Raw genomic sequence first — 16,028 nt, 5'->3', positions numbered from 1 at the left:
GGACATCATGCAAGAAACATCGATCAGCCTTTTGCAACGGATCGCGGACGATGCAAGTGACGACGATTGGAAACGACTGATCGAGATCTATCGGCCGTTCATGTATCAGCGAATCTCAAGCTACCCGATTCTGGTCAATCAATCTGAAAATATCGTCCAGGAAGTCCTGTGTGTTCTGGTCCGTGAGTTGCCGGACTTTCAGCGACAGCGAACGGGATCATTCCGCGCGTTTCTTCGTGGCGTCGTTCTCAACCAGTTGCGATACGCAATGCGACGAGCGCAAAAGACACCACTTGCCGCTGGGCAAATCGACAAACTAACAGAACATATCGAGCAGTTGGCGGATCCAAACAGTCGAGAAACCGCAGACTTTGATCGTCACCACGACCACGCGGTCTTTTTTCACGCCGCCTCGATCGTCAGAGCCGAAGTCAAGCCTGACACTTGGAAGGCATTTCAAAAGCACGTACTCGAAGGCATGCCGGCTGCGGCAGTCGCACAGGAACTCGGTGTCACGGTGAACGTCGTGCTATTGGCCAAAAGCCGACTGACAAGACGGATCCGTGAAGAGATCCGTGGCCTAGTCGAGTAGATCGTTCACAACAACGTCGATTTTGATCACTCCGTTCTCAAGTTCTCACACCTGACATCCTTCATGAAAAACACATTCATCCCGATGCAGCATTACCTTGTATGCTTGCCACCAACAGTCACACGATTCATCCAACGAATGCTGGTCGAAAGCATCGTCTTATTTACTGTGATTTCTTTTTCGGCATGCGGAGCCGTTCATGCAGACACAGTCACGCTGATGTCGACCACAGAAGTGAGACTTGCGAACGCATTGTCGACGGACCGAGATAGTGGAATCTACGGCGACGTTTTTGGCGACACCCTTCGCTACTTCACCTCGGTACGCGGGACTGATTCAGGAATGGGTGGGTTGCAAGCGTTTGCAGTGCTTGATTTTCAGTTTGATGAGCCTCTGTCAACGGTCACAGACGTCAACATACTTTCGATGCGGTTGATCGAAGAGACTCGCTATTGGACCAAAAGCGGTGACTTTGAGTTTTACTTGCTGAGAAACCGCAGCGATCAGTTGACCGACGCATCCATCAATGTTGATGGCACGCCAGTCTATCAACGGGGGCAAAACGGCATCCACGCCATCGACCCCGCATTCGACCCGAGTACGAACCGACTAGCGACCGTTTCGTTTGTTGCGGCGCAAGACAACCATACGCCTTGGGACGTCGACTTGACATTTAGTGGCGACAACCAAACTCGATTGTTATCCGCGATCAATAATGGTGAGCGACTTCGCATTGGCATCGCAGCTGCCGAATCGACACCTGATGCCGGGATGCAGTTCCTAGGCTCGGACGCCCTGACACCCGAATTCGCGCCCACGCTCAGTTTCAATGTAACAGCGATCCCGGAACCTTCAGCTCTGCTACTCCTATTCGCCGGAAGTGCCGTAGCGGCAACACGTCGGCGAAGCCGAACGACGACAGCAAGCGTCCATGAATGATTCCAGGCGGAGTGATAAGTCGCCTTGAGCACATCAAATGTAAAAGGAACAATCGCGACTTTCACACAACGAGAGTGGACGACGCCGCGCTCGCTCAGGGTTAGATGAACAGTTTGCGCAAGAAGATGCGTGAATGGCCTTTGGGATAGTTCGGCAACTCACCGAATTTCTCGTACCCCAAGGCGAGATAGAACGTGGGGACTTGAAAGGTGAAGGTATCGACCCAGCTTCCGCAGCAGCCGCGTTCACGTGCGATCTCTTCCGCTTTCATAACGAGCTGTTTTGCAAAGCCTTGCTTCTGAAATTCGGGTGCGACCGCCAGCGTTTCGATGTAAAGCCATTCCCAGTTCGTTGTCCCCGAAAGACCTCCGACGACCCGATCAGAATCCATCAGCGCCAGCGTGATCGCACGCGGTGAAAACGTCTGACCGGATGCTTCGGTCGCTTGGGAAAGCAACCGTGAAATCTGCTCACGCACTTCGGCGTGGGAATCGGAAACTAGGATTTCTGGCATGGGAGGACGAGTCTGCAATCTCGAATTGAAAACAACCTTTGAACGCCTTGTGACGCCCACTAGCATTTTGCGTTCCAAAACCGTTCAGACCAATACCTCAACTTTGCCATTTCGATTGCGACGACTAATTCGCGGCAACGTCATAACAGAGTAGCATGCCTTGGTCGCGGAGGTACAACTTCCCATTGGCGATGACCGGGTGAGGCCATGCGGGACTGCGAGATCGATCTGGTTGTTCGAACCGGCCACGCTCGATGTATTTGTTTCGGTTCGGCTCAATCAAGATCATGGTGCCATTCTCGACACGCTGATACAGACGACCGTCGGCCATCATCAACGATCCCTTGGGCGCTTCACGCTCCGCCCAAAGCCTGTCGCCCGATTCGCGGTCAAGGCAGACGAGGAACCCGCCACGATTGCCTCCCGCCGCCCCGTATAGGCATCCATCTGCGATGATCATGCCTCCGTGATGGTTTTTCATGATCGGGTTGAACCAAACTTCGTCGGCAGTGACACCGCCCTGGCCATCGGCAGCAAGTTTTGCTGCGCCTCCCCCAGCGTCGTATGCCGTCGCGGCAAAGAGACTCCGTCGAGATAGATTGGCGTCGAGCATGGGATTCGATGGGTATTCGCTGGCTTATCATAGCGCCACAGCAGCTTTCCCGTTGAAGCTTCTACTCCTGCCAGCGTTGTCGCGGTGAACTGGGCGTATTGCCGGATTCCAGCAAATTCGAACACGATTGCCGAGGAATAGCCTGCTGCGGAATCATTTCCATAACGTGGGTTGAACTCGCCAGCCGGAACTTGGCACTTCCAAATCGTTTCGGCCGTTTTCTTGTTGATGGCGACCATAGTCACCTCTGATCCACCGGGAACACACAGTATCTGGTCCCCATCGACTAAAGGCGATTCACTGTAACCCCATTTTGGCATCACCCCGCCAAAGTCATCCACATAGTGTTTCCGCCAAACCTCCTTGCCGTCCAACGTGAAGCAGACGAAGTCACCATACTGCCCCAAAGCGTAAATGCGATTGTCTTCGATAGTCGGCGTTGCACGTGGTCCATCGGGTTGAAAGATAAAACCGGGGTTGCCGCCACTGCCGATCTTGGCCTTCCAGATTTGGCTGCCGTCATCTTCACGAAGCGCAATCAGCCAAGCGGTCCCATCAATGTCGCCTGTGGTGTATATCCGGCCTTCGCTAACCGCAACACCGCCCATCCCTTCGCCAATCCCGGTGGTTTTCCATACGAGTGGAGGTCCTTGCTCTGGCCATTGTTGTAGCAATCCCTTTTCGTCCGAGACGGCGTTGCGATTGGGACCACCCCAGCGGGGCCAATCGTCGCTATGAGCCGATCTTGTGACCGAGAGACCGCAGCAAACCAATGTCGTGATCAGTGCAATTCGCATCAAAATCTCCTTTGGATAAATGCATTGATTGAACAAAGTCGGAAACGACTTTCGCAAGGCGACTTCGCTTTAACCGACGGTCGTCCGACCATCGATCATTGCTTCGACCTGAGCTTCGTCGCTGATAGCGGAGTGAACCGCGATCACCTATGCCCCGATTCATTGAGATCCTTTTCTTCTTGACCAATTAGCTCTTCGCGACTGTCGGCCAGAACGACGATAGCGCCGGCTTGGGAACAGGCTTTGGTCGTTGCGAGCCCCATTCCGGTTGCCGCACCGGTTACCAAAGCAACACGGTTTTCAAAATTGGTTTTCATTCCACCGCTTCTCAATGATGAGCTTGGTACAGTGCCTCAATCAAAGCTCTTGCTTTGTCGGTCGGTAGAGGATTTCGTTGATGTCGACGTCTTCGGGTTGTTCGATGGCGAAAGCGACTGCACGAGCGAACGATTCGGGAGCAACCGCGACTTGGGCATAGTACTCGTTAATGCCTTCGTGCGACTCTTCATGTGTGATGTGTGTCGGCAGCTCCGTCGCGACCGCCCCTGGCGAGATCACGGTGGTACGCAAGTTGTATGCCTTGACCTCTGTTCGAAGGCCTTCTGAAATCGCGCGGACGGCGTGCTTTGTTGCACAATAAACCGCTCCCGAAGGCGTCACCTTGTGGCCGGCAACCGACGAGACATTGATGATCTGACCCGAGTGCTGTCGCTTCATATGCGGCAATGCGGCCGCGATACCGTACAAGACGCCCTTGATATTGACGTCAATCATGTTATCCCACTCGTCGACCTTAAATGCCTCCAGTGGCGATTGCTGCATCAAACCCGCGTTGTTAAGCATGACGTCGATGCGACCGAACGTATCGACCGCGGTGTCGACCAAATGTTTGACTTGTACGCTATCGGTCACGTCGGTCTTCACCGCAATCGCTTTTGCGCCGCCATCGGTTAATTCCTTGGCTAGTTCGTTGATACGGTCTTCGCGACGGGCCGCGAGAACGACGATCGCACCGGCAGCAGCGAGGTGCCGCGCGGTGGCTTCCCCCAGTCCGCTGCTGGCGCCTGTAATCACGACTACTTTTCCACTGATATTTTGATTGCTCATCATTGTTTACCTATTGTCAGATTCGTTTTCGTATTGGTCGTCGGTGACATGTTCCATCCATTCGACGACTTTGCCATCGAGCGATTCTTGAATCGCGATGTGTGCCATTGCGGTATTGGGCGAGGCACCATGCCAGTGTTTCTCCCCAGGCGGGAACCAAACGACGTCACCGGGGCGGATCTCTTGAATCGCTTGCCCCCAAACTTGGACCCGGCCGACGCCAGAGGTTACGATCAGTGTTTGCCCCAGCGGGTGAGTGTGCCACGCCGTGCGGGCCCCCGGTTCGAACGTGACGCATGCCGCTGCAGCTCGCGCCGGTTCATGCGGACTAAACAGCGGATCAATGCGGGTCGTTCCGGTGAACCAATCGGAAGGTCCCACTGCCGAGTCCTGCGTGCCATTTCGTTTGATTTCCATCGTTTGCTCCTTGGGGTCTTTCGTTGGTGTTTCTAATTCGACATGCAATAACATGGCGATCGCGGTGGCTCCCGTAGCTTGGGAAAATCCTCGACGATCAATCATTGGTTTTACTCCACGCTTTTACTCTCCATGGTATGCCTGGGGCGAAATCAGGCGATAGAACGATCCTCCCAGCTCATTGCCTAATCCTACGTGGCTTTCAGATTTCGCGTTTTTTCGACGCCAAAGCATCGCCAGAACCGGGTCTAATCGCGCCGCAAAAAACATCGAAAATTGCCGCGTCGCCGCTTTCTGTAAGCATTTCGCTTGATAGAGTGAGTGTAACGCGTGCAACTTATTGACGATCACCCGATCGTGCGACGCCATTGCCTAATCCTACGCAACTCTGATCAGAGCTTTGGAGATGGAAAAATGGGAAACCAAACGATACAGCAGTTAGCTGATGGGATTCGGCGACATTCAAAAATGGGCCAGTCGATCGGCAGTCCGATTCCCGAACTACATCTCTCGTGCTTCAGTTCGGCGACAGAGCTGACGTCGCTCCTTTATGAGCCCTGCTTGTGCATGGTTGCGCAAGGTTCGAAGGAAGTCCATTTGTCTGGCGAAACGTACTCGCTTGACCCGGCACAGTTTCTGCTCGTGTCCGTTGACCTGCCCGTTGACGCTCGTGTCTCAAAAGCGACGGCAAGCAAACCGTATCTGGGGCTGAGGATATCGCTGGACCCCAAAGTCGTCGGAGAGTTGTTGGCCGATGGCGCGGACATTCCATCGGTGGGCCCATCGGAACGTGGTCTTGCGGTGACGCCGGTCGAATCACGATTATTGGATGCGGCGACGCGGTTGGTGGAGCTGCTTGATGAGCCGCAAAGCGTTCGTCCGCTTGCGCCGCTCGTGTTGCAAGAAATCACACATCGGGTGCTGACCAGTCCACAAGGCTTGCGACTGCGCCAGATCGCACTTGCAGGTGCACCTGCCCATCGGATCGCGAGAGCCATTCGTTGGCTGAAAGATCACTTCGCAGATCCATTGCGGATCGAGTCTTTGGCGGAGCAAGTCGGACTGAGCACGTCGTCTTTTCACCAACACTTCAAAAATGTGACGACGATGACGCCGCTGCAATACCAAAAGCGGATGCGGCTTCAAGAAGCACGTAGCCTGATGATCGGCGAGAAACTCGACGCGGCCGAAGCGGCGTTTCGCGTGGGTTACGAAAGCCCGTCGCAGTTCAGCGAGAGTACCGGAGAATGTTCGGTGCCCCGCCGCGCCAAGATATCGACACGATCTTGTCTGCGAACTGAAGTGATACTAGGCGACGCATCAGAGATGACTGACCAGTCGCAATTCAATGTCTTCGGCGCTGACGTCATGGAGACTTGCCAGTTGCTGATGCAACCACTCCAAGATCGTTGCCATCGCTTGGCCGCCGCCCCGAACAAAATTGTCATTCGCGAATTGGGATTGCCATCCGATGCACTGTTGGCAACTTGCCTGGCGAGCGATGACCCACAGCGAACCAGAGGTCCCTTGCCGAAACGTTCCCGGTTTCTCGCTCCGTACGTCCAACAAATGTTTGATCGTTCCTAGCGTCGAAACAGCGTCAAACGTAGGCAAATACCTAGTGACCAGGAAGGGATGACGCTTGTGATCGGAGAGCGTTCTCCCCTCGTTGCCTTGGTCGTTGACAAGTGATTCCAATGTGCGAACGGTCTTTCCACGCGTCCGCTGCCCGGCGGTGATCAATTCGCCGGTGACCAAGGATTGGCGATGGACGAGAATCAGAGCGGCGTCGACACCATCTTGATCGTTCGAACAAATAATCAAGCGACCTTGAACTTCGCGGTTGCGAGTCGCTTTGATCCGGACGAACTTGTCCTGTTCGGGAACTTGCGTACGATGGCGGAATAGATGCCCCGCCGTAAGCACACCCCAGTGAAACTGTCGACGTGAGGCCGTTCGCCAAACGACCACCGCACCGGCGGTCGCCGATTCGTTGCGTTTTAGATGCCGGATCCCGCGTCCAGTTGGCACAATTAATTTCGGCGGAGATTCAACCACGTCGGTCGGCAACCGGACCTCGACAAACTGCCGCCCGCGTTTCACCCGAATTCGTTCTTCGGTTGGCAGGCAAAGCTGCTGACGAAGTCGCTCCCGTTTCTTGCGTACATAAAAGATGATGCAATCGCGTCGGTCAAAGTCTAACTTTCCGCCGCGTTCTGCTATGCCGAACCCGATCGCGATCACTTTGGCCTGCCGCCGCATGTGGTAGCGCAAACCAAGCGTCTGACGGATACGATCAAGTTCATCAACCGTCAACTGCCTTAGATGACAAATGATCTCCACGCGATCGTGTCTCTAAAACTGGTTGAGCGGCAGATCGTCAATCGGGTCTTCAATGACCGCGGGTTCATCATGAACTTCCTCCGCCGATCGATCAGCGACGGAGGTCTGACCTGGCATCAGGTCATGCAGCGGCCGAAAGACCATGCGCTCGTCTTCAAAAATCAGACCGTAGATCTGCCCTTGGTTGCATGACGTTTGCTCAAGTCCGCAAGATTCGACCGGACAAGGGGAATAGGGCATGAAACCGACATAGCGATATCCGTACAAGCGTTTTTTGCCATCGCATCCTTTTGAAACAACGGCTTCGTATAAGCCAAGAGGCACGTTGGATGCTTTGACCGGTACTTTCTCAGCGTTGCTGGTCGCGATCGGGAGAGACTTTGTCAGATCTGCGATCGCTTTGACGTTTTCGTCAAAATTGGAATCGATGTTGACGTTCAGCGAATCCAATCGCCATCCGTCAGTCAACGTGATTTCGGTCTCGTTGCTCCCCAGGCCGCTACGGACATGAATCGAATATTCTTCGCTGTAGTCTGGCAGCACCGTTTGTTCGATCGTGACATAGCCGTCGACAGGCTCGCCCGCCTTGTTGGTCATCGGCGCGAGCTTTAAAAACGGCTTGGGGCGATAGTACCGCACACCCTTGTCGCGATCACCAGGGTTCTTGATCACACGAGTCGACGGCAGACATCCGGTGCTCAGCAGGCAGAGCGCGATCAGCATCCCGCCATTCAACAGACTCCGGGCATGCGGCAGTTCTCTTGCAGGTAACAACACTGCGAACGATGACGACTTCACGGCGAACCTCAATTTGGCGTGAGACCTTCAACCCCTTCGCGTTATCGCCACCACACCCCCAAGCGGGCCATAAAAAACATCTGCGCCGACAAGGTTTAACAAGCCCTTGTCGGACTCCTGCCACTTCAGATCAACATTGTCATAGGGGTGCGGGGTTCCTAGGATCCGCCGGTTGTGGCAACTGTGGAATCCACGAGCACAACAACACCAACGCCACGTCGAATGGGCAACATTCCGACAGGCCACAAATCACACTGCAAATACACGTTCAATGGGGCAATTGAATGAACGCCGGTTTATTGACACCCAGCTTGCGCGCCCAACTTCGCGACGCTTATCCAGACCTTGCGGTAACCGACGACGGACGCCCCGAAGCAGTGCTGGGACTGGGCGCATTCGGTCACGACGCCGCTGTCGCCCTGGTTGACGCAAGAAACGGATGCGTTTTACACGCAGTCGCCGAAGAGCGATTGAGCAACCGCAAGCACGATTGGCACTTCCCAATCGGCAGCATCAAAGAGTGTTGTGATGTCGCCCGAGATCGCGGGTATGCGGTCCGCTCGATCGCGGTCAATTTTCGCGCCGAAGAGTTCGTTCAAAAGACGCTTTATCACTTCATCGACACCTGTGTTGCGTCGGCATCCATCGCCACCAAAATCAAGAACTTCTTGTATGCCGCGTTGCCGAAGCTTGAATACGTCGCGATCGATCCTCCCAATGAACCCGCGATTCAACTCCGTCGCTTCCTAGACGGCCTGCCACTCGCTGACGACACGACACGCACCTTGGTTCGGCGCATCACATGGTATTGGAACTGGTCCGTCAAATATCGTCAGATCGCTTCCACGATTGACCACTACGCCGAAGGATTTCCGGTCGAGTATTTCAATCACCACGAAACCCATGCCGCGTCGGCATATTTCAATTCAGGCTTTGACGCGGCAACCGTGCTGGTCATCGACGGCCAAGGCGAATCCGATACCGTCACCGTTTATTCCGCCCAGGCAGGCAAATTACACCGAGTCAGCGAAACGCGATGGCCGCACAGCGTTGGTATTTTTTACCTGTTCGCGACCCAGCACCTGGGATTCACGATGGGTGACGAATACAAGGTCATGGGCATGTCTGCGTATGGAAAACCCGTTTACCTGGATGCACTCCGTGACATGGTGACGGTGAATCCCGACGCAACGGTCCAGTACAACGAAACCGAATGTCTGCGGCTTGGCGAGCTCGGCCCGCACGGACACGTTGCATTTCAGTTCACCGAAAAACTGCACGAACTGTTGGCCCCAAGAACATCAGGCGAACCGTTCTTGCAACAACACTTCGACTTTGCCGCTTCTGTCCAAGCTCTGACCGAATCGATCGGCGTCGACTTGGCCAAGCACGCGATCGCCAAAACGGGCCATCGCGACATCGCACTTGCCGGCGGTGTGGCGCTGAACGGTTTGATGAACGAAGAGATCCGCCAAGAAACTGATTGCGAAGACATCTTTATCTATCCAGCGGCGGCCGATGACGGTTGTGCTGTTGGCGCGGCACAATTGGCGATCGCAAACGCCAGCGAACTTCAACCGGTACGAATCCGATCTTGCTACTTCGGTCATGACGTCCAAAACGCCGAAGTCGAAGCGATGATCCAATCTCGCGAGGTTGTCGCGACGCGTCCCGAATCGATTCATGACACGATCGCTGCCGCGTTGATCGAAGGCGCGATCGTTGCCCGCTGTGTCGGGCCTGCCGAATTCGGTCCCCGCGCGCTGGGTCACCGCTCGCTGTTGGCACACCCGGGATTCGCCAACATGAAAGAAATCCTAAACGCTCGTGTCAAACATCGCGAAGAGTTCCGCCCCTTTGCTCCGGCCTGTCTGAAAGATCGCGTTGCCGACTACTTTGAACTCGAAGACGAGTCCCCGTTCATGTTGCTGATCGGACGAGCATTGGCGCACACACAGCAGCTCGCGCCATCGATCGTTCATGAAGACCTCACCGCACGAGTCCAGTCGGTCAGTGAAGACGAGAACACAGACCTGTTTAACGTCATCACGGCGTTCAACAAACTCAGCAACCTGCCGATCGTGATCAACACCAGCTTCAACGTGAACGGCGAGGCGATTGTCGAGACAGCCGAAGACGCGTTGGAATCGTTTGCCTATATGGACGTCGATTACTTGGCGCTGGACGGCTACTGGATTTCCAAACACGATAACCCTAATCTGTTGCCAAAGCTGGATTCCAAAACGTATTTGCAACGCCGAATCGATCGTTTTACAACACGCGATCTTGGACCGCTTGCCGAGATGGACATTTCAAAATTCGGGCCCGAATTTACTGCGTCAAACGAAGCGATCGAACGTTTCATCGGAAAACGTGGTTTGTTCGGCCGCCGACGACGCGTCGCATAACTGTCCATGCAGTTGAATGATCGACCTAGGGCAGATGCCTTGCTGCCTCGTCGATCAATGCGGGGTCCAGCGTCGATTGCGATGCCGGATCAGGACGAAACTCGATCGCTTCGCATTTCGCGATTGTCACTTGAATCGCTTCGCGGTCGACGGCATCTAATTCACGGAGCGCGGAGCGCAGTGCTTCTGCGATCTGAGCCGCGCCGGTTTTCGCATTCATGCTAGCGGCAGACTGAATCTGCTGGCCAAGTTGTGTTGCCAATGTCTTGGCTTGTCGCTCTGCGGGATCGGACTGTTTGCGCTGTTTCCCGACCATCATCCAAATCAGGCACAGCGCAGCGATCACATAGACGGAACCTTGAAATGCCCCGCTGGCGAGTAATCCGCTTGGAGCGGCCAACAAGCGATTGGCGTCGGTCGTCAGACTGAGATCGACGCCGGACAAAACCTGGGACGGACTGATTCCGTCCGAACTGGCGCGTCCCAGGTCGACTGTCTCCATCGTTTGATCGGTCGTGTTCCCATCGGTCCGTTTTCGAGCTCCGGAACTGACCACAGCGTCGGCGGTGACCATCGAAGCCGGATTCACTCGTAGCGCAATCGGGCTCGACAGTGTGGTTTGGTACGTTTCGTTATTTGGATCGAACCACGAGTAGCGAAGAGCTGGCAATTCATCAATATTTTCATCTTCGACGCGGACCAGTACCTCGAACGTTTTCGTCAACGTGTCTGGATCAAAAACACCAGGTACGTCGCCCTCGGGAACTCGGAATTGGTCTTTGGAAAGTCCGCCGTCGGCGAATAACGACGGCAACGTTGCATTTTCCAAGTTACCATCGCCACGGATATCAATTGTCAATCGAATCGGGTCACCGGCGCGCACTACCGTTCGGTCGGCAGCGACATCAAGCGTGAAGCCCGAGCCGACGGCCCCCGCAAAACTTTCGGGACGATCAGCACTTGGGAACGGCTTAACTTGAAACCGATGCGGCTTGCCTTCGGCGCGATAAAGCTTGACTTCCATCGGACGAGACCGACCGCCGAACGCCTCTTCCAAAAGCGATCCGCCAAAGCCAAAGTCATCGAGCCCGGATCGTTGTCGCTGCCACTGTGTCACGACACGAATTGTTGCCGAGATGGGATCCAGTTCGAATTCGCCGGGTCGGTCTGGAATGAGCGTGCGTTCGGCCGTCAACACCGTGAACTCTTTTCCGTCGATCGTTTCTGAACTGACTTCCGCAGGAATCGCGACACTACCTTGCGGCGTTTGCACCGGCAATTTATTGGACTGACGGGAACCTGGCGGATCGGGCGCGAAGCGGAACTGATCAAAGACAGGCGAGCTGATATGGAGCGACTGGATATCAGACAATTCGCTGGTCACCGCCCATCGAAGTTTTACTTTGACGCGTTGGTCCGGATAAGCGATTTCTGGCAACTCCAAAGCGACTCGCATCTGGTCGGTCGCCGGAACAGACTCGAAAGTCATCTCGATCGGATCCACTTGTTTTTCCACGCCATCTTGGCGAATCACAAACGGCCCAACGCTGTACTGTCCAGCGCGACTGGCGATCACCTGCATTTGGATCACGTAGGTGACCTGTTGGATTCGCCGAATGCGACCACCCGATTGATAAACCTGTTGCATGATCCGCGGGCTGATCCCGGCAACCGAAGCCTGAATTGCCGGATCGGCGTTGATGACTTCACAAGTCGGGTCAGGTTTTGTTTCTAGTCCGCGAACAGTGAACTGGATTGTCGTGCCGACGCCGACGTAATAGGGACCACGTTGCTTCGCGGCTTCGACAGTGACGTCGTCTTGCGCTTGAATACCGACGCTGCAGCACAGCGTGACGAGCAACACGACGGCCCAACGGTTCGACGGTAACCAAGATCGTTGTTTAATCATTACCAATCCTTCTCGACCGGAACCTGGCCCGCGTTTTGCGTTCGCTCGCGTTCCTTACGGCGTTGTGCTTCACGGTCCCGAACTGCTTGCAGGACGCGCGAAGGGTCCATTTGTTGTTGGCCTTGTTGCTGCTGTTGCTGATTCTGCTGTTGCTCTTGCTGCGACTGGTCTTGTTGTTGCTGATCATTTTGGTCTTGGTTTTGATCATTGTTCTGTGGAGGCTGCAACAACTGCAACGCCTCAAACAGTTTTTGCAACGCTTGACCTTGCGGTTCGAGCACCGCCTCGTGACTATCTGATTCGGAGTTCATCTCGGTGACAGCCTGATCCATCAACTGGCTACCTTGGCGAATCAACTCGGCGGCCTGTTGTTGTTTTTCCGCCATCTCTTGTTGCTGGGCTTGCTGTTCAGGTTGCTGGGTATCTTCGTCTGGAGACGGCTGTTGAACTTGCTGTTGTGCCTGTTGTTCGAACGCCGACGCCAGTTCGTTTGAAACCTGCGAAAGGTCAGCCTGCTTTTTCCCCAGTTGCTGGAATTGTGAGGCAGAGTTGTCTTGATCGCTTTCTGTGCCTACCGATTCTTGCGTTTCGTCGTTCAATTCCGCCTGCTTTTTCGCAGTCTCACGCAGATGCTCGATCAAGGTGAAAAACAACCGACGAAGTTCATCGAGCGATTCGGCCGCGGCGTTCGCATGATCGAAAGCATCGCTAACGACTGATGCTTGCTCCTCTACTGGATCTTCTTCTGCGGCTGGATCATTCATGGCCGTCACCGCGGCATTCATTTCGTTGGCAACCTTTCCGATCAATTCCGACGCCAACTCGTAGCGTTGGATCTCTTGCTCAGCCGCTTGATCGTCCTGAGCTGACGGATCAGAACCAGGGGTTGGTTCCTGTGGCGTATTGGCAGCCTGCTGGAGTGCTTCGAGTTCCTTGGCAATCATCCCGGCGATACGATCGGCGCGGACAATGTTTTTTGATTGCTTCTCGGAGACAGCTTGCAAGAGTTCCTTTAGTTCCTCCTCGGAAGGCATCACTGGCGACGAGTCAACTTCCTCCGAACTTGTTTCCTCCGACGATTCTTCAGCTGGATCGTTGGCTGTGCCCGTGCTCTCCAACTCTTTGATTTGCCCTAAACCATCACGGAGCATGGATTGATCGGCGCTGGTCAATTCGATCAATGTCCGCAAGTCGGCAAACTGTTCACGAGCTTGCTGCAACGCCGCGATCGAGTTCACTTGATGCTCCAGCGACTGTTGGTACAGGGGCGCGGCAAGTTCGTTTTCCGACTGACGCATTTGATCCACTGCGGTGACCAAGTGTGGCAGGGCACGACCGATCTGTTCAATCATCTCCTTTTGCCCGGGATCTTCTGCACCATCCTGTCCATGATCTGCGGTGCTGACGGAGGACGTGTTTGCTGCATCGACACCGGCTTGCAAACGGCTTGTCAGTTCGCCGGTCCGAGTGGAAAGTTCGACTTGATTCTCTGCCAAGTAATCCTGGTCGATCCATGCGGGCAGCGGTGTGTCGGGTTGATGCAAGGCGATCGCAGCCGTCTCGCGTGCGAGTGGCATACAATCAGCCAAAATCCCGTCCAAGACTTCCAACGGTTCCAGCAATTGCTCGCGTGCCCGTTTCAGCTCTGCCAAGCTCGCATTGGCGCGACGGAAGGCTCGCATTGCTTGGCGGCGTCGGAGTTGATTGCGGGCAGAGCCCAGCCGCTGCCCCGCCGCCCCCAGGTGTTCCAGTGACGCTTGCAACTGCATCTCGCGGACTGCGTCCTCTGGGGTCTTTTCCGTATCGTCTTTGGTCTGCAACGTTTGAATTTCGTCGGCGGCTAATTCGATTAGGCCTTCGAGATCAGACAAGGTCACGCGATGCTCGACCGCAAAGCGATTGAATTCGGCTCGATACCGATCAACGATGTTCGGATCGTCCGACTTGGTGACTTGCTGGACCAATCCACGAAGTTGGTTTAGCTGTCCACGCACGGTCTCGATCATCGTGGTGATCTGTTCCAGCAAATCACCTTCGTTTTGCTTCGTGATTTGATCACGCAGTTGAATAATACGTTTCAGTACGACTTCCAGGTTTTGCCGAGCGGCCTCAGATTCGGGGCGGATGCGAATCGCATCGCGAAACCAAGATGACGCTTGCTGCAATTGCTGAAGCGCCTGTTCGGGTGCATTCTCGACGTTCGCATCTGCCCTTCGAACGGCCACCCAACCCAAGTTGTAGGTCGCCCGATAACGAACTTCGCCATCAGAATCAGAACGATCACGAGCCGCCGTCAACAGAGTTTCCGCTTTGTCGATTTGCTCGGCAGTTGTTCCTTGCAGCAATTCCAACCCGTCGTTGTAAATCTGTCGTACGGGAACCGATTCAGGTACTTCACTTCCGGGCGGCTTGATTTCTGCTTCGGACGCGACCTTGGGCAATGATGCTGTTTCAGGATTCGCCGCAGCAGCTTCGTGGGAAAACAGTGCCACAGAATACAGTGCGACAGTAAACAAGATCGCGCTGACGACTCGCTTGCCATCGCCATTTGCGGCATCAATTGCCGTGGTATCGCTCACAGCGGCGGGTCGAGAGCCGATCATCAGCGCTAGCACTGTCAAGATCAAGCCAGCGACAATTGCCCATTGAAATGCTTCACGGCGAATCACGCGGCGTTCGCTTTCAAGTTCGTCACGTACCAGCGGTTGCAGGTGAGTTTCATAGATCGACTTCAAATCCAACCGCCCCGTACCAGCGGGGATGTAGACGCCTTCGGTCTTGAGTGCGAGTTCACGAAGTGTCTGCCCATCAAGACGACTAACGACAGGACTGCCGTCTTGGTCACGCAACCGCTCGGTCGCACCGGTTTGCGGGTCGGTGATTCGGATTTCGCTTCCTGCTTCATCGCCCAACCCAACGGCGACGATTCGAATTCCGCGTTGGCGTGCTTCATCGGCGGCGTCGAGCGGACGCGAATCGTGATCTTCGCCATCGGTGATCAAGACAATCACTCGCGAGACGTCACCCCCATCACGATAGCCGTCAATCGCTTTCCGAAGCGGTTCTTCCAGACTGGTACCACCACGACCGACGCTATTCGGACCGGCACCGTCTAAAATCAAGCGAAAGAATCCGTAATCCGTTGTCATCGGGCACAACACGCTCGCTCGACCGGCGAATGCGATCAGCCCGACTTGGTCGCCGTCGAGGAACGACAACAAATCTGTTATGTCGGCTTTCGCGCGTTCCAACCGGTTGGGCGCTACGTCCTCCGCCAGCATCGACTTGCTGACATCCAAACAAAACATCAATTGGGCGCCGACGTTTGGCGTGCTGATTGTCGTCATCCCAAATTGTGGTCGCATCAACGCCACAACAAAGCAGACCGTCGCGGCGGCATACATTCCCGGCACCAGGATGCGACGCAGCATTGACGGCTGGCGGACGAGACGGGACTGCATCAACACCGAGACCAATTGCGACAGCACCGTCGCACGTCGTCGCAATAGCCAAAACAAAAGCGTAAATACCACCAGCACCACCCAGAAGGCGGCGGACCAATTCGGCGATTCGAATCGAAAATTGTTCATG

The 16,028-nt window shown here is 54.9% G+C and carries 14 protein-coding genes; 5 read left to right on the top strand and 9 right to left on the bottom strand.

What is annotated here, in order from left to right:
• Positions 1–7 precede the first annotated feature (7 nt).
• Together CGZ80_RS02680 and CGZ80_RS02675 are read left to right on the top strand one after the other, a co-directional pair.
• Positions 8–592: an RNA polymerase sigma factor gene (locus CGZ80_RS02680; protein ID WP_158222518.1), complete on the top strand. Its 585-nt coding sequence runs from the start codon at positions 8–10 to the stop codon at positions 590–592.
• A gap of 63 nt (positions 593–655) precedes the next feature.
• The gene (locus tag CGZ80_RS02675; RefSeq protein WP_094411220.1) at positions 656–1,531 is read left to right on the top strand and encodes a PEP-CTERM sorting domain-containing protein; all 876 of its coding nucleotides are present in this window, start codon (positions 656–658) and stop codon (positions 1,529–1,531) included.
• A 100-nt stretch (positions 1,532–1,631) separates the two neighbouring features.
• Here the strand turns inward: CGZ80_RS02675 and CGZ80_RS02670 are convergent, their stop codons facing one another.
• The 6 genes from CGZ80_RS02670 to CGZ80_RS02655 all read right to left on the bottom strand — a co-directional run bounded on the left by CGZ80_RS02670 (position 1,632) and on the right by CGZ80_RS02655 (position 5,084).
• The gene (locus CGZ80_RS02670) at positions 1,632–2,045 is read right to left on the bottom strand and encodes a GNAT family N-acetyltransferase (protein WP_158222517.1); all 414 of its coding nucleotides are present in this window, start codon (positions 2,043–2,045) and stop codon (positions 1,632–1,634) included.
• 124 nt (positions 2,046–2,169) lie between these two features.
• Complete coding sequence (locus CGZ80_RS28440; RefSeq protein ID WP_233148184.1) at positions 2,170–2,526, bottom strand: hypothetical protein; 357 nt, start codon at positions 2,524–2,526, stop codon at positions 2,170–2,172.
• Positions 2,523–3,455, bottom strand: a complete 933-nt coding sequence (locus CGZ80_RS02665; RefSeq protein ID WP_233148183.1) for a PQQ-binding-like beta-propeller repeat protein — start codon at positions 3,453–3,455, stop codon at positions 2,523–2,525. Before CGZ80_RS02665 ends, CGZ80_RS28440 begins: the two co-directional genes overlap by 4 nt.
• A gap of 143 nt (positions 3,456–3,598) precedes the next feature.
• Positions 3,599–3,772: an SDR family NAD(P)-dependent oxidoreductase gene (locus CGZ80_RS27485; RefSeq protein ID WP_143543709.1), complete on the bottom strand. Its 174-nt coding sequence runs from the start codon at positions 3,770–3,772 to the stop codon at positions 3,599–3,601.
• Between the two features lie 40 nt (positions 3,773–3,812).
• Positions 3,813–4,562: an SDR family oxidoreductase gene (locus CGZ80_RS02660; RefSeq protein WP_198953616.1), complete on the bottom strand. Its 750-nt coding sequence runs from the start codon at positions 4,560–4,562 to the stop codon at positions 3,813–3,815.
• A 6-nt stretch (positions 4,563–4,568) separates the two neighbouring features.
• Positions 4,569–5,084, bottom strand: coding sequence for a cupin domain-containing protein (locus tag CGZ80_RS02655; protein WP_233148182.1), 516 nt, complete (start codon positions 5,082–5,084; stop codon positions 4,569–4,571).
• Positions 5,085–5,393: 309 nt separating this feature from the next.
• Between CGZ80_RS02655 and CGZ80_RS02645 the strand changes: the two genes are divergently transcribed.
• Together CGZ80_RS02645 and CGZ80_RS28205 are read left to right on the top strand one after the other, a co-directional pair.
• Positions 5,394–6,566 (top strand): AraC family transcriptional regulator, encoded by a 1,173-nt coding sequence (locus tag CGZ80_RS02645; protein ID WP_198953615.1) that lies wholly within the window; start codon positions 5,394–5,396, stop codon positions 6,564–6,566.
• A gap of 180 nt (positions 6,567–6,746) precedes the next feature.
• Complete coding sequence (locus tag CGZ80_RS28205; protein WP_198953614.1) at positions 6,747–6,887, top strand: hypothetical protein; 141 nt, start codon at positions 6,747–6,749, stop codon at positions 6,885–6,887.
• A 447-nt stretch (positions 6,888–7,334) separates the two neighbouring features.
• Here CGZ80_RS28205 and CGZ80_RS02635 read toward each other — a convergent pair whose 3' ends face one another.
• Entirely contained in the window at positions 7,335–8,120 is a 786-nt protein-coding gene (locus CGZ80_RS02635; RefSeq protein WP_143543707.1) for a hypothetical protein, read from the bottom strand.
• A gap of 284 nt (positions 8,121–8,404) precedes the next feature.
• Between CGZ80_RS02635 and CGZ80_RS02630 the strand changes: the two genes are divergently transcribed.
• Positions 8,405–10,528 carry a carbamoyltransferase gene (locus CGZ80_RS02630; RefSeq protein ID WP_094411214.1) on the top strand — a complete coding sequence of 708 codons (2,124 nt, stop codon included), beginning with the start codon at positions 8,405–8,407 and terminating at the stop codon, positions 10,526–10,528.
• Between the two features lie 25 nt (positions 10,529–10,553).
• Here the strand turns inward: CGZ80_RS02630 and CGZ80_RS02625 are convergent, their stop codons facing one another.
• Both CGZ80_RS02625 and CGZ80_RS02620 read right to left on the bottom strand, forming a co-directional pair.
• Complete coding sequence (locus tag CGZ80_RS02625; protein ID WP_094411213.1) at positions 10,554–12,437, bottom strand: BatD family protein; 1,884 nt, start codon at positions 12,435–12,437, stop codon at positions 10,554–10,556.
• Positions 12,437–16,027 carry a VWA domain-containing protein gene (locus CGZ80_RS02620; RefSeq protein ID WP_094411212.1) on the bottom strand — a complete coding sequence of 1,197 codons (3,591 nt, stop codon included), beginning with the start codon at positions 16,025–16,027 and terminating at the stop codon, positions 12,437–12,439. The genes CGZ80_RS02625 and CGZ80_RS02620 overlap by 1 nt, the downstream gene beginning before the upstream one ends.
• Position 16,028: the final 1 nt, after the last annotated feature.

It is taken from the genome of Rhodopirellula sp. MGV (genome assembly GCF_002251265.1).
GTDB classification, from domain to species: domain Bacteria; phylum Planctomycetota; class Planctomycetia; order Pirellulales; family Pirellulaceae; genus Stieleria; species Stieleria baltica_A.
This window is presented reverse-complemented; position numbering and strand designations above follow the sequence as displayed.